The 14,535-nt window shown below is 60.0% G+C and carries 8 protein-coding genes; 1 reads left to right on the top strand and 7 read right to left on the bottom strand.

Translation table 11 applies throughout. The annotated features are described in order from the left end of the window. The first annotated feature begins 363 nt into the window (after positions 1–363). Positions 364–1,905 carry a xylulokinase gene (locus tag CI601_RS01410; RefSeq protein WP_121914041.1) on the top strand — a complete coding sequence of 514 codons (1,542 nt, stop codon included), beginning with the start codon at positions 364–366 and terminating at the stop codon, positions 1,903–1,905. Positions 1,906–1,924: 19 nt separating this feature from the next. On the opposite strand, the gene CI601_RS01405 is transcribed toward CI601_RS01410, so the two are convergent. From CI601_RS01405 to CI601_RS01375, 7 genes are all read right to left on the bottom strand, one after another. Beyond that, a complete protein-coding gene (locus CI601_RS01405; protein ID WP_395947991.1) occupies positions 1,925–5,221 on the bottom strand; it encodes a glycoside hydrolase family 2 TIM barrel-domain containing protein in 3,297 nt (1,098 codons plus the stop codon). 55 nt (positions 5,222–5,276) lie between these two features. Further along, positions 5,277–6,353, bottom strand: coding sequence for a LacI family DNA-binding transcriptional regulator (locus CI601_RS01400; protein WP_121914039.1), 1,077 nt, complete (start codon positions 6,351–6,353; stop codon positions 5,277–5,279). A gap of 324 nt (positions 6,354–6,677) precedes the next feature. After that, the gene (locus CI601_RS01395) at positions 6,678–7,970 is read right to left on the bottom strand and encodes a glycosyl hydrolase (RefSeq protein ID WP_121914038.1); all 1,293 of its coding nucleotides are present in this window, start codon (positions 7,968–7,970) and stop codon (positions 6,678–6,680) included. Positions 7,971–7,977: 7 nt separating this feature from the next. Further along, on the bottom strand, positions 7,978–8,817 hold the full coding sequence (locus CI601_RS01390) for a carbohydrate ABC transporter permease (protein WP_024627195.1): 840 nt from the start codon (positions 8,815–8,817) through the stop codon (positions 7,978–7,980). Continuing rightward, a complete protein-coding gene (locus CI601_RS01385) occupies positions 8,814–9,785 on the bottom strand; it encodes a carbohydrate ABC transporter permease (protein ID WP_024627196.1) in 972 nt (323 codons plus the stop codon). Before CI601_RS01385 ends, CI601_RS01390 begins: the two co-directional genes overlap by 4 nt. 2 nt (positions 9,786–9,787) lie before the next feature. Beyond that, the gene (locus CI601_RS01380) at positions 9,788–11,089 is read right to left on the bottom strand and encodes an ABC transporter substrate-binding protein (RefSeq protein ID WP_024627197.1); all 1,302 of its coding nucleotides are present in this window, start codon (positions 11,087–11,089) and stop codon (positions 9,788–9,790) included. Between the two features lie 102 nt (positions 11,090–11,191). Continuing rightward, positions 11,192–14,341, bottom strand: a complete 3,150-nt coding sequence (locus CI601_RS01375; RefSeq protein WP_121914037.1) for a glycoside hydrolase family 38 C-terminal domain-containing protein — start codon at positions 14,339–14,341, stop codon at positions 11,192–11,194. Between the last annotated feature and the right edge of the window lie 194 nt (positions 14,342–14,535).

Here is a 14,535-nt window from a genome sequence, read left to right as displayed (position 1 = left end):
TTTTTGCCTTCCCCCCCCCCCCCCCCCCCGCAGTCGCGCCTCTTGAGCCTCCGCAGGCACCCACTGACGCGAGCATGACAATCCCGGCCAGTGCACAAACCGCTCGTTTCCAATTGTTCATGATGGTTCCTTTCTTCGTTGAAGGGTTGCCTCCGACTTGTCCCCCTCGGCAAGCTGGATCTCTTCCGGCACACATACTAGCACAAAGTTTATTGATTTGACTATTTCAAGTAATTACGTAGGTTTTTGCCGCAGATTATCCTGGATTTAGCAATTTGTGAAGGCACATTAGTATGATGAATTAATGATATTGATCGAGACAAGCACGTTCTCGCTGAAAGGCGATCAAGCAAGGAGGCTGACATGAATGAGATCCTGGTGGCGGGAGTGGACACTTCGACACAGTCCTGCAAGGTGAGGGTCACCGATGCCCGGACCGGTCGGCTGGTCCGCTTCGGCAAGGCTCCTCATCCGGCAGGCACCAGCGTGGATCCCATGGCTTGGTGGAAGGCTTTTCAGGAAGCTTCCGCCCAGGCGGGTGGATTGGACGATGTTTCGGCAATCAGCGTGGGCGGCCAGCAGCATGGCATGGTATTGCTGGACCACCAAGGGCGGGTGATCAGGGATGCCCTGCTCTGGAACGATACACGTTCGGCTCCTGATGCCGACGATCTCATCATCCGGCTAGCCAGGTCTGAAACCAGCAAGACTAAAACCGCCAAAGCAGAAAACGACGAATCAAACAAGAACCCGGATTCAGACCAGGATCTGGCCATGCGGGGCAAGCAAGCCTGGGTACGGGCTGTGGGTTCCTCTCCCGTAGCCTCGCTGACCATCACCAAGGTGGCCTGGGTCAGCCGGGTGGAGCCGGATAATGCCAAGGCCATCGCGGCCATATGCCTCCCCCACGACTGGCTGAGCTGGGTTATCGCCGGCCATGGTCCCGCGGCCGACCCGGAGACTGAACCCGGGCTGGAGGATCTCTTCACTGATCGCTCTGATGCCTCCGGCACCGGCTACTACGACCCCGCCGCCGACAGCTACCGGCGTGACCTGCTGGCCATGGCCCTGCCCGACGGAATGGCCGAACAAGTCATCCTGCCTAAGGTTCTTGGCCCCCACCAGGTCGGAGCCAAGGCCGACCCCCGCATCGCCGGCAGGGATGTGCCCGGCGGCTGCATCATCGCGCCGGGCGGCGGCGACAACGCCATGACGGCCCTGGGCCTGGCCATGCAGGTGGGCGACGTCTCCATCTCCCTGGGAACCTCGGGGGTCGCTGCCGCGGTCAGCCCGGTCCCCGCCTATGACATGAGCGCCTCGGTCACCGGATTCGCCGATGCCACCGGCCACTGGCTCCCTCTGGCCTGCACCATCAACGCTTCACGCATCCTGGACGCAGGCCTGGCCGCCCTGGGGACGGATTATGACGGTCTTGCCGAATTGGCGGAGAAGTCATCGCCGGGGGCCGAGGGCATCACCCTGATCCCCTACTTCGACGGCGAGCGCACCCCGAACCGCCCTGACGCCCATGCCAGACTGGAGGGACTGACCCTGGCCAACACCACGCGCACCAACCTGGCCAGAGCATTCGTGGAAGGCCTGCTCTGCTCCCAGCGTGACTGTCTGGAACTGCTGAAACGACTGGGCACCACAGTCTCCAGGATCCTTCTGGTCGGCGGCGGCGCCAAGTCCCCGGCAGTCAGAGCCTATGCCCCAGGAATTCTGGGCATGGATGTGCAGTTGCCCCGGCCGGACGAGTATGTGGCCATCGGTGCGGCCCGCCAGGCAGCCTGGGCTCTAACAGGAGAAGAGGAACCTCCCGCCTGGCCGGTGGACATCGAGACCACGCTGACGGGAGCCCCCTGCGAGCAGGTCTACCAGCAGTACCTGCGCTGGCGGGGATGAAGGGCCCCGCCAGCCTGAGTCACTTGGAACGCACCCGCAAATGCAGTCCGAAGACCAGATCGGTTTCATCCAGACGATAGGCGGGATCCAGCTCAGGTCCGCAGCTGTTGGAGCCTATGCCGCTTGTGGCATAGTCCAGGCAGAGCACGGTTGAGCCGCATTCCTCCAGCTCATGGTCGTGCCCTTTCGCGGTCAGCTCCTCCTGTGTGTAGGGGGAGCAGTTGAAGCTGATGGGCCCATCCCCCGCCGCCTGCAACAGGGAGCGGTCATCCTCCACCAGAACGTAATCGCAACCATAATGGGAGCCGTTCTCCTGGGGACGCAGGTAGTGCTCGACCATGCCTGATGCGGTGCCATGGAAAACGCTATAGTGGCTGGCACGGTGCATGTCCCGGTAGCTCTCGTAGGGCCCGTAGCCGCAGTAGGTGACCCGCTGGAGGCTCTTGGGCAGGAAGAGCCGCAGACCAAACCTTGGCAGATAGGGAAACTCGGGATCCCGATGCAGCTCCATCTTGAGGTCCAGCCCACCCTGGTCGCTCAGAGTCCAGGTGGCGAGGATGCTGCCCATGGGTTGAATGAAGGGTGCCACCAAGGACAGTTCAGCCTTGATTGTGGTCAATCCCCTGTCCTGATCGGTCTGCAGCTGGCAGAAGAGGGCCCTGGTGCCAGCCCGGTCATATTCGGCCTTGCGCCATTCATTCTTGATGATGGCATCGTTGTCGGTAGGCGCCCGCCAGAGGTTGACCTCCATAGGGGCGTCCAGCAGGGAACGGTTGTCGATGCTCATGGATTCCACCATGCCGGTGCGGCGGTTGAAGACGTAGCGCCAGTCGGCCCCCTCCACGTCGAAGCGGGCATCCGTTTGCCTGACCACCGGACGGTGGGCGCCCCGGGACCCGCTGCCGGGGTCGGCACTGATGACTCTGGCCACGCCGTTGGGACGTTCAGGCATCCCCATGTCTGCGGCTTCAAGCTGATCGAAGCCCAGCGGATATCCTTGTGAAAGCACTGGATCGGCCTTGGCCAGGGCGTACTCCACCAGCAGGGTCAGGCGGCCGTGCTCGGGCGGATCCATGGCGGGCAAGCCAACGGTGCCCTCAGCATGGGGGGCGATGTGCAGGCCGGTCCCGCGATCCAGTTCAGGCGTCCCGGAGGCCACAGGCTCCCCATCACACAGAAGGGTCCACTTCAGGCTCAGGTATTCATCCAGGTAAGTGAAGTCCAGGTAGTTATGCAGGGTGAGCAGCCGGGTCTGGGGATCGTAGCCGACCAGACGGGCCGGACGGAAGACGTTCTTGAACTCCCTGAGGCCGGTGTGGGGCCGCCGGTCGGGGTAGACCAGGCCGTCCATGCAGAAGTTGGCATCATGGGGGTACTCGCCGTGGTCTCCCCCGTAGGCATAGATTTGACGGCCCTTGCGGTCCCTGCCCTGGTCGATGGCGTGGTCGGCCCACTCCCAGATGCAGCCGCCCAGGAGCCCCGGATGGGCCTGGATAACACGGAAGTAGTCCTCCAGGTCCCCGGGCCCCAGTCCCATGGCATGGCAGTATTCGCAGAGGAAGTAAGGCTTCCGGCCCCCGTCTCCGTCATCCCCGTGGCTGCTGATGCCGTGAGGACCCTCGGGCGTGAAGTAGTCCTCGATTTGCTTGATGGAGGGATACATTCGCGAGGTGATGTCCAGATTGCTGTAATCCAGATCCTTCCGGGGCGAGCCGTGGATGGCCGACTCGTAGTGGGTCAGACGGGAGGGGTCCCGAGACTTGGTCCAGGCCAGAGCCGCCTCGATGCCGCAGCCGTATCCGCTCTCGTTGCCCATGGACCAGATCAGGATGGAGGGATGGTTCTTGTCCCGCTCCAGGCTGCGCTGGACCCGGTCCACAATGGCCTTGGTAAAGAGCGGCTCGTCGGCGATGCGACCGTTCCAGTAATCGGGTTCCTTCCAGTCCGGACCGTGGTAGAGGGCCTCGATGCCATGGGCCTCCAGGTCGGCCTCGGCGATCAGGTAGAAGCCCAGCTGGTCGTAGAGGGCGTAATACTGAGGGCTGTTGGGGTAATGGGAGGTGCGGATGGCGTTGACGTTGTGCTCCTTCATCAGGGTCAGGTCACGCATGATCTGCTTCTGGTCGATGGCGAAGCCGGTACGCGGGTCCCCGTCATGGCGGTTGACTCCGTGGATTTTAATTGGCCTGCCGTTGACCTTGACCACCTGGCCGTCCACGCTGATGGTACGCAGGCCGATGTACTCGGTGATGACCTCATCCGAGTCGCCGGAGCCGGTAGAGGTGGCCCTAGTCGACAAGGTCAGCCGGTAAAGTTCAGGATCCTCGGCATTCCAGAGGCGGGGATGGCCAACCTCCATGGCAAATTGTGCAGGCTCCTTGCAACCCGTCAGCTCGGCCCGGGCCACCTCCACACCATCGGGGTCGGTCAGCAGAGCCTGGACGTCCAAAGCGTCATCATCCTGGCCCGACACCCCGGTCGGGTCCAGATCCAGGGTCACACTGGCATGGCTCATGTCCTTATCGAAGTCGGTGTGGACGAACCAGTCGCGCAGACGTGCCTTGGGCCGACGCAGGATGTAGACATCGCGGAAGATGCCACTCATGCGGAACTTGTCCTGGTCCTCCAGATAGCTGCCATCGCACCACTTGAGCACCAGAACGGCCAGCTGGTTACGGCCTCGCTGCAGGTGGTCGGTCACGTCGAATTCGCTGGTGGCGTGCGAGACCTGGCTATAGCCGATCAGATCCCCATTGACCCAGAGATAGAAGCATGAGTCCACTCCTTCGAAATTGAGCAGGGCCCGAGGCGCTGAGGGATCGGGCTCGTAGTCGAAGGCGCGCAGGTAGATGCCGCAGGGATTGTCGGCAGGCACCCTGGGCGGATCAAAGGGGAAAGGATAGCGCACGTTGGTGTATTGGGGATTGTCATAGCCCTGTGTCTGCCAGACTCCCGGCACATGGATGGGCTTGTACACCCCTCGGCCCGCATCCTTGGCAGGGCTGTAGTCCGCTTCAAAGAAGACCGGATCCTTGGCCTCGACCGCGGATTGGACCTCGGCATCCAACTGGTCGATGCTGGCATAATAGCGAAAATCCCAGTCCCCATCCAGGTCCAGGTAGCGATCGGAACGCCTGCGCAGGTCACCACGCGTGTCCATGGGGGCGCCGGCTGGCACGCAGTATGCACGGTTGGGCTCGGTCCCCACATGCAGCGTGGCTGGATCCTCGTAATAACGTGGTATGAACATGACTATTCCATCCTCCTCGGTGGCCATGGCAGCAGACGTTTCACAGGCGTAACTGTTTACGCTCACATGCGACCATGATAGCGGGGCCATGGCACAGAATTCCCGGAGGTTGTCACAGGCCTCATTGCACCGGACGCGCCGTGCTCTCACGGATGACCAGCTTGGGGGTAAGGATGCGGCGGTTACCCCCCACATGCTCCCCTCGGAAGATCTTCAGAAGCAGGTTGGCCACCTTGGTGCCGTAGAGTCCGGCATCACGATGGACCGACGTGATGGAGGGGTAGGTACTCTGGCAGATGAAGCTGTCCTCGAAGCTGACCATGGCTGGCAGACCCATGCAGGCCGACGCGGGAGCAGTGGTCTTCTCATCGGACCCTTGCACTGCCACGGATGTCGTCCTGCTTTCCAGCATCGCTCGCAGACTTGCCGCAGCCATGATCTCGTTCTCGTAGATAAAAGCGGTATATGGATTCTTCCCCGATGACAGACGAAGGGTGAAGGCAGCGGCCTTGTCAGGCGTGAAGTCCGTGAACTCCACTTTAGGCTCCCCCAGGTTCTTACTGCGGACGAACTCCTTGAAGGAAGAGACGCGGGCGCGGCTGTAGTCAAGGTTCTTATCCCCCGACAAGTAGGCGATCCGGGCATGCCCGCGCGAACTCAGATGATCCATGATCGTCGTCATGGTTCGGGAATCGTCGATGGACAGCGAGGGCAGGTAGTTGTCTGAGTCAGGTCCTCCGGCCAAGACTGCGGGCAGACCCAGATTGTGCAGGAGCCGAGGCCTGGGATCATCGGAAAGAAGATCCACCAGCACCACCCCATCGACCCGCTTGCGTCTGGCCCAGTCCCGATAGGTGTCCAGCTCCTCATCCAGGGTAGCGCAGGGGCGGAAGAGCAGGCCGTAGCCCGACCTGCTCAGGGAGGCATGGATGCCGGCCATGAAATGCAGCATGAAGCCTTCGGTCTGGAAGGCATCCATGGATCTGGCCGGGGCGAAACCCACTGTCATAGTCTTGGAACTGCCCAAGGCCTGAGCGGCATATGCAGGTTTCCAACCCATTCTGGCCGCCGCTTCGCGAACCCTGCGCTTGGTCTGGATGGAGACTCCGGGCTTGTCATTGATAGCGAAGGAGACTGCGGTCTGGGATATCCCCAGTTCGTTGGCTATGTCCTTGAGGCTGACCCTGGCATCGTCCATCTCCTTGTGAACAGACGAGTCCGTTCTGGCTTCTGTTTCTCCGCCAGCGGACTCGTCGCCCATGCGCCACCTCATATCAACCATCCTCGTCGACGCCCGTAATCCGGCTCGGTCGACTCATCAAACAAAACTGCCTGCCACACGCTTTAGGCGTATATGAACATCGGCCTTTAACCTTAACTTAGACCCTCATCCGCACAAAACCGTGGCTTACAACACATAGGGTTGCAGACGACCGTGCTTAAGATCGAAGACCTTGTTATCGTTCACATCTAGTCTCCGACGGCAGCTACAGCCAAATATGGTAGGCCAGAGATGCAGCGGTCAGGACTTCTCTCGCAGGAGGGATGGGTCAGATACGGCGCTGTAGGAGCTTCCGCCGACAGGCTTGACGGCGATGCACTCGCTGATGCCCCTGTCCTGCAGCCAGCTGCTATCCGCCGCGTGCAGGGAGGTGACCAGTGTCGGCCTTGCACCTTGACGGCTGAGTTCCATCCACTTGTTGAAGATGGACCCGCCGGGCGCACAGGCAGATCTGAGCAAGGGATCATCATGCTCATCCACATTCACGACAAGAGCCGTGGACCTGGGCTGAGAACCCTCCTTGCCGGAGTAGTCCTTCACCGCCTGGGCGAAAGCCTGGCCTATGGGCTTCAGGCGCTTCTCTTGATCAAACAGACCCAACTGATGCTCAAAGGGTGGAAAATCACCGAATTGCTGGTCGACGTCATGCGAACACCACCAGGTGATGCCGAACATATCGCTGCAATCGAGGGCATGTTCCACCGAAGTCCTGCAAAAGTCAGCAGCCTGCCCCGCGTCCATCACATTGAGCGGGGCACCGACCTCCTGCAGCCAAACCCGCCGGTGTGGCTGAGTGGCAAAGGCCTTCGACAGTTCCACCAGGTACTCGGCATGCCGCGTGCTCTCCTCGGCCAAGGGGCCGGACTCCTGGGCGGCGCCGTTGAAGACCCAGGAATGAATGCAGGTCATGTCTCCGATGTTGGACGCATATCTTGGCAGAAAGGCGTGGCCGTCCTGATACCAGGTCGCATCGTTTTCGGAATGCAGGAGCACACGGCCTTCCTGGGCCGCCCTCTCCTTCAAGGGGGTCAGCAGCTCCAGCAGCCAGTCTTCAGCCTCCTTGGAGGTGGCGGGCATTCGACGCGGATGGACACGATCGGTGAACTGGTTGCATTCGTTACCAATGGTCAGACCACGGAAATGCGGCAGATCCGCCAAGGCTTCATAAACCGAAACGACCAGACGGGCCTGCGCCTGAATAGCGTCCGGATCCGTAAACATATTGGTTTCGTGCCATGAGACCAGCCATGAGGGCACGAAATCAAAACTGGACATGTGTCCTTGAATCACATCCGAATAGACATCCAACCCTCGCTCATCCGCCAGGTCGGCCATATGCCTCAGGTCGTCCAGGGCGGCGCCGTTGATCCAGGTCCTGTTGGGCTGGAGCAGCGTCCACAGCGGGAAGATGCGGATATGATCCAGCCCAATGGAAGCAATGTCGTCAAGGTCTTTGGCGACAGCATCCCAATCCGGATGCAGCCAGAAATAGAACCAGTTGTGGGAGGGGGTGTAATTGACTCCAAATTTCATGATGATGCTATTCCTTGATGCCACCCTGTTCCAGACCACGGAAGAAGTAGCGTTGGAAGCAGGCGAAGAAGACCAGAATCGGTATCAGGGAGACCAGAGCCCCCGCTGCTATCAATCTGGGATCCGAAATGAACATGCCCTTGAGTCGGTTCATGCCTAGTGTGAGCGTGTAGTTTGACTCGTCGGAGATGACGATCAGGGGCCAGAGGAAATCATTCCAGGCGCCCACAAAGGCGAAGATTCCGACGACGGTCATGGTGCCTTTGACCTGAGGCACGCAAATCCGGTAGAACCGCTGCCAAAGATTGGCACCGTCCACCTCGGCCGCCTCCTCAAGCTCGTCCGGGATGCTCTTGAAGGCATTGGTCATGAGCAGAATGTTCACGGCGCCCACCATGCCTGGCAGGGCAACAGCCAACAGAGTGTTCTGCAGGCCGACGCTTCTGACGATCAGGAACTGGGAGATGACCACGCCCTCGACAGGGATGACCATGGTGCCCATGAAAATCGTGAAGAGCAGATTGCGCCCGCGCCACTTGAGCCGGCCCAGCGCATATCCGGCCATGGTCGAGAAGATGACGTTGCCACCGATCGAAAGAATGGCGACAATCACGGTGTTCAGCATGTACCGGAAGACCGGGACCTGCCTGAAAACGGATAGGTAATTATCCCAGGTGGGTGTCTTCGGAATGATATAGGGCGGAACCGCATAGACGTTGTCGCCCTTGCCCTTGAAGGAGAGCGACAGCTCCCAGACGAAGGGCCCCACCAGCAGGATGAAGACCAGTATGAGCACAAGGTACTGGACGACCTTGCCGACTGTGACTTTGGAGTGACCGCTTTTCATGAGTCCTCCCCCCGCTTCTGGATGATTTGCTGCAGAATCAGCATGGCTCCGACCACAACCAGGACAATCAGCGACAGCGCGCTGGCGTAGCCAGTTCTGGCCTGGATACCAGTGCCCTCCTTCTGGATGAGCATGGACATGGTGATGTCCTCGCCGCCGGGACCAGCCGTGCCGTTGGTGAGCACGTAGATCTCGTTGAACACGCGGAAGGCCGCGATGGTGGACAGCATCATGATCAGCACGATGGTGGATCTCACTCCTGGAATGGTGACATAGAGGAATTGCCTTACCGGGCCTGCCCCATCCAGCGATGCTGCCTCGTACAGGGAGGCGTCAATGTTGGCCAAGGCGGTCAGATAGATGACCATGTAGTATCCCAGGCCCAGCCAGATGGTGACGAACATGGATGTGAACAGTATCAGCCAGCGATCACTGAGGAATGGGATCGGGCTGTGGATGATGTGCAAGGACTCCAGAACCGAGTTGACCAGCCCCTTGGGATCCAGCAGGTTGGTCCAGATCATTCCCACCACCACGGCCGACATGACCACGGGAGTGTAGAAGGAGGTTCTGAAGAACCCCATGATCCTGGAGTTCCCCTTGACCAGGTTGGCCAGAATCAATGGAAGAATCACCATAAAGGGGACCACGCAGACCACGTACAGGGTGGAGTTGAGCAGCGCGGTCCAGAAATAGTCGTCATGCACGATCGCTACGAAGTTCTGGATGCCGATGAACTTGCCCGGTCGCAGCAGCGTGGAATCGGTAAAGGCCAGCCGACAGGTATTCAGCGCGGCAACGATGACGAATATGAAGACGATGGCAAAGGCCGGGAAGACGAACAGGTAGGGGGCCAGGGTCGTGGTCCAATGGGTCCCCTTGCCGCCTTGCCCCCCGGCTTGAGACCCGCCGGGCCGGCCGAGGGCAGAAGCCTTCGGCCGGACGGCGGAAGAGTCAACGCGGCTCATAGTTACTGCAGCTTCTCGTTGGCGTACTTGACGGCCTTGTCCAAGGACTCCTTAGCGGTCTGCTTGCCTTGCAGAGCCAGAGCGGCCTGCTGCTGCAGGTAATCCTTGCCATTGGCATCGGTGAACTCGGCAGGACGGCTTGAGTACCCGGTCTTTACGGAGTTCAGAGTGACCTTCAGCGCCTTGCCTTGAACATCACTGGTGTCGATGTTGGCGTAGTAGGGATCATCAAGACCGCCCTTGCTGGAGGGGAAGGTGTTGGACTTCTTGGCGAATGCCAGCTGGTTCTTGGCATTGGTCACATATTGGACGAAGTCCAGGGCGAGCGTCTTGTTCTTGGTCTGGGCGTTGACGGCCAGCATCTCATAGGCCAGGCTGGCGGACTTGCCCTCATCGCTGATCTTGGTACCCACGGCCAGATGCTTGTAGAGGTCAGGAGAGTTCTGCTTGAAGTCCGCCGCCGAGTAGGCGCTGCCACCCATGGCCACGATGGAGCCCTTCTGGAAGAACTCGCCCTGCTGAGACCACTGTGCGCTCAGGGCCTCCGGCGGAATTCCCTTCTTGTTGAACAGGTCAACGAAGCGCTGCAGGTGCTTGACGGCCTTGGGGGAATTGAAGATGTACTTGGTGTGGTCCTTGTTCATAATGGGGATGCCAGCCGACGCATAGTCATCGACAGCACCACCCAGCATGGTGGACATGTAGGCCCCGCAGCCGCTCTTGACCATGGTGTCCGCCTGGGAGAAGTAGTCATCCCAGGTCACCGGCAGCTTATTGGGATCCAGCCCGCACTTCTGCATGAGCTCGGTGTTGTAATAGGTGGGTCCATCGTTGACGTACCAGGGGAAGCCGTAGGCACCCTCCTCGATGTCCTTGCCCTTGAAGGTCACCGCATCCCAGGCGTTCTTGTAATAGTTGTTTTGGGCCTTGGGAGCTTCCTTGCTGATGTTCATCAGGGCCCCGGCCTTGGCCAGACCGTACATCAGGGAGGGACCGGCATCGATGATGTCGGGCAGGGAATTGGCTGCTGCGTCGGCGGAAAGCTTCTGCTCATAGTTGTCCGAGGGCTGGTCGATCCACTTGATGGTGGTGCCGGGATGCGACTTCTCGTAGGCCGAAATAAGGTTTTTGAAGTACGGCGTGTACTTGTCGTTCTTCAGGTTCCAGGTCTGGAAGGAGATCTCTCCTGACGGCTTGCCGTCTTTAGACCCGCCTGAACTGCTGTTGCTTCCACCGCACGCCGCCAGCGAACCCGCCATGGCAGTCGCGCAGATCAGTACTGCTACCTTCTTCAGTGCTCTCATCGGAGCTTCCTTTCTATTTTTACTACTCACTTCTTTGTGGAGCTTCCGGTCGATCCAAATAGACGAACGAACCGGCCGGACAGACACCCATGGTCAGGCGATTCAGCGCCTGGAGAGTCTCAAGGTGGTGAATTGGAAGGGAACCAGATCCAACAAGGCCCCGTCGGCTGGCGACCCCTGCTCGGAGCACAGGCCTGGCCGCACGCCCTCGGGCACAGGACCGTCCTCCAGAGAGTTGGTCTCCTTCACGGTCGCCCCCTGCAGGACGGACCCTGTGTGCAGCCTGGCTTTGGAGGGCGAAGAATCCGGGTTATAGACCCTGACAATCACATCGCCGCTGTCGTCATCAGCCGTCTTGATCCAGTCGATGACGGTGGTGCCCTGAATATCCTCGACTCCAGCCAGCGGCTCAACGGCAGGCAATCCATGATGGAAGACCGGAGCGTTGAGGGCGTAGGCTGCTTGCAGGATGTCGGCCTGGGTGTCCCCAGGGACGATGGACCAGGCAAAGCTGTGCTTGCCTCTGTCGGTATGCGGATCGGGAAAGACCGGGGCGGATAGCAGGGTCAGTCTGACCAAGGTGCCTGCCTCTTTGCCAGCCTTCTCGTCGTAGTGGATCGGTGTGGTGTCACCGCCGTATGTCGAAGCGTTGACCACTCCAACAGCAAGGTCGTCGTCGCTGATTCTGACGAATCGGTGCGTGCAGCTCTCGAACTGGGCCTCTTCAGCGGCGTTGTTCTTCTGGATGGGCCTATCGATGAAGCCATACTGGCACTCGAATTGCGCGTACCTGGCCTGAACGGCGACGGGGATGTCCACCTTGAGCAGCTGCTCGTCCTGATGCCAGTCCACATCAGCAGTGAAGTCCAACTGCCTGCCGCCGGGAGTCAGCCCAATCGTGGTGACGATTGTGGTTTCGCCATGCCGGCGCGATACCCGAACACCGGAATCCAAGGCCTCAACGGTGACTGGGTCATCGACCGGAGAAGCGGTCAGCAGGGCATCACGCTCCAGATCCCAGGCATCCCACATGTAGGGCTCGTCCTTGAAGAGCTCGTATCCGCCGACCGAGGAGCCTTGCGGGACCAGGTCCCTACCGGAGGTCCTGTCAAGAATGGAATGAACCTCGCCATCCGAGCCGACGACGGCACGGATAAGTCCGTTGTCCATGACGAATCCGTCGTCTTCTTGGCTGACTTGGACAGGCTTGATACCCTCGGGGCCTTCCTGGGCCTGTACTGGTCCAACGGGCTCCCAAGCCGTTTGGCCCCTGCCATCCATGGGCACCAGCCTGGCATCAGACACCATGGGTGCTTGCGGCTGGGCGGAGGCTATAACGCGGGCAGCCTCGTCGCCGATCTGCTCCAGACGGGCGATATCCCTGCGATAGTCCTCCCTGGCCAGCCTATGAACCCAGGAGATGGCGGACCCTGGAAGAATGTCATGGAACTGGTTGAGCAGCAACGTGCGCCAGATTTGGTCCAGCTCCTGACGGGGGTAGGTGTACGAGTCATCGAGCAATCCGGCATAGGCGCACAGGTATTCGACCGTGCGCAGCATGGCCTCCTCTTGACGGCAGCCTCGCTTCATATCCTGCTGGGAGGTCAGGGTCTTGCGGTGCAGCTCCAGATAGAGCTCGCCCTTCCAGACGGGCATTTCGGAACCGGCCTCCGCGCGGATCTCTTCCTCGGACTCGCGGAAGAAGTCTGCAGGAGCCTGATACCGTACCTTGGCCGATCCCTCCACGTCATGCAGGCGCTCATAGCGTCCCAGCATCTCCCTGGTGGTGCCGCCACCGCCATCGCCATAGCCGAACAGCACCAAGGCCCTGGTCGAGATGTCCTTGTCCTGGTAGTTTTCTTCGGAGTGGTTGAGCTCGCGGGCCGTCATGCTTGAGGCATAGGTATCCATGGGAGGGAAATGCGTGAAGATGGCCGTGCCGTCAATGCCCTGCCAGTCGAAGGTATGATGCGGGAATTTGGTCGTATCATTCCAGGAGATTTTCTGCGAAAGGAAGGATGTCATTCCTGCACGGCGGGCAATCTGCGGGAACTGGCCCGTGTAGCCGAAGCTGTCCGGTTCCCAGACCACGGTTGTATCCACCCCCAGATGCTCCCGGTAGTACCGCTTTCCATAGGTGAACTGACGGGTCAGCGACTCCCCTGAGGGCAGCATGCCGTCAGACTCAACCCACATCCCCCCGACGGGGATGAACCTGCCTTCTTGGATGCGCTGCTTGACGCGGGCGAAGAGATCGGGATGATCCTCCTCCAGCCATGCATACTGCTGGGGCGAGCTCATGGCATAGATGAATTGAGGATCGCGCTCCATCAGGGCGAGCATGTTCGAAACAGTCCGCGCCACCTTGCGTCTGGTCTCCCGCTTGGGCCAGAGCCAGGCAGAGTCAATATGGGAATGACCCACTGCCGCATGATCCAGGGCACTGGGGGTCGCCGGCACCGCCAGCACACCAGCCAGGGCCTGTCGAGCCGGCCCCAGTGTGGTCAGGTCACGCTCGTCATAGATATTCAGCGAACGCTGCAGGGCCTTGCCCAGACGCCAGTACCGTGGCTGGCTCTGGTCGCATTCGCGGATCAGCTGGGCCGTGACCTCAAGATCCATGTAGTAGTTCCATGCCTCATGGTCAAAATGGCAGACGTCCATTTGCTTGAGGACATTGGGCTCATCGGCGCGACCGGTGGTTCCCTCCCCCAGCTGTGTCTCCACGAATGCGGGGGTACCGAGCAGGAGTGGATTGCAGGCAGCTTCCAGGTAGATGGTAAAGGTTCCATCAGGATTGATAACCGAGACCTCGTCACGGGTCTGATTCCCATCCAGATCGGTCCCGTCGAGCGGAATCCAACGGTTGCGGGGATTGACAGCCTTGATGATCGATCCATCGCTCCTATAGGCCTGGGCTTCAAAATGGCCACCGGGCGCATCAGGATGCCAACCCAGATCGACCACCAGCTCAATCGGTGCCTTGGCGGCCCAGTCGGCATCGATGCGGCCGGTCACCTCCATCCAGGTGGTCCCCCAGGTCGTGCCCCAAGTGTCCCCTAGGGAGAGAGGCTGGAAGTCCACGCTCTTGCTCTGTAATTTTCCGAAGAACTCCGATGACGGTATCGGTTCCCCGGAAATGACGAAAGAGCGGACTTGGACCTGGCCCACAGGCCGCTCAATCTTCGGTAGCACGCGTTGACGCATGACACGGTCGCACTTGTCAAGCACGCGTTCTATCTTCAGCTGCATCCTCACAACCTCCTCGTAGGTCCGCTTCGCATCTCTACTAAAGCGGTTTAGTTCGATTATACTCCTCTCCGGTCCAGGCGATAGGGCTCAGATAAAATTGGCGTGTCATACCTGGCAAACATGTCTGCCTTAGTCAGCACATAAAAAAGCCCCGCGAGCTTTCACTCGCGGAGCTAGGAGACGACAGTCGTCTA

This window comes from Bifidobacterium sp. wkB344 (assembly GCF_003688305.1).
Classification (GTDB): domain Bacteria; phylum Actinomycetota; class Actinomycetes; order Actinomycetales; family Bifidobacteriaceae; genus Bombiscardovia; species Bombiscardovia mizhiensis.
Note: the sequence above shows the minus strand (reverse complement) of the source record. Positions and strands in the feature narration are given on the sequence as shown.

Coding starts and splice junctions, on each gene's coding strand:
- CI601_RS01410 (WP_121914041.1), top strand. CDS start 364: ATGAATGAGATCCTGGTGGCGGGAGTGGACACTTCGACACAGTCCTGC.
- CI601_RS01400 (WP_121914039.1), bottom strand. CDS start 6,353: ATGGACGATGCCAGGGTCAGCCTCAAGGACATAGCCAACGAACTGGGG.
- CI601_RS01395 (WP_121914038.1), bottom strand. CDS start 7,970: ATGAAATTTGGAGTCAATTACACCCCCTCCCACAACTGGTTCTATTTC.
- CI601_RS01390 (WP_024627195.1), bottom strand. CDS start 8,817: ATGAAAAGCGGTCACTCCAAAGTCACAGTCGGCAAGGTCGTCCAGTAC.
- CI601_RS01385 (WP_024627196.1), bottom strand. CDS start 9,785: ATGAGCCGCGTTGACTCTTCCGCCGTCCGGCCGAAGGCTTCTGCCCTC.
- CI601_RS01380 (WP_024627197.1), bottom strand. CDS start 11,089: ATGAGAGCACTGAAGAAGGTAGCAGTACTGATCTGCGCGACTGCCATG.
- CI601_RS01375 (WP_121914037.1), bottom strand. CDS start 14,341: ATGCAGCTGAAGATAGAACGCGTGCTTGACAAGTGCGACCGTGTCATG.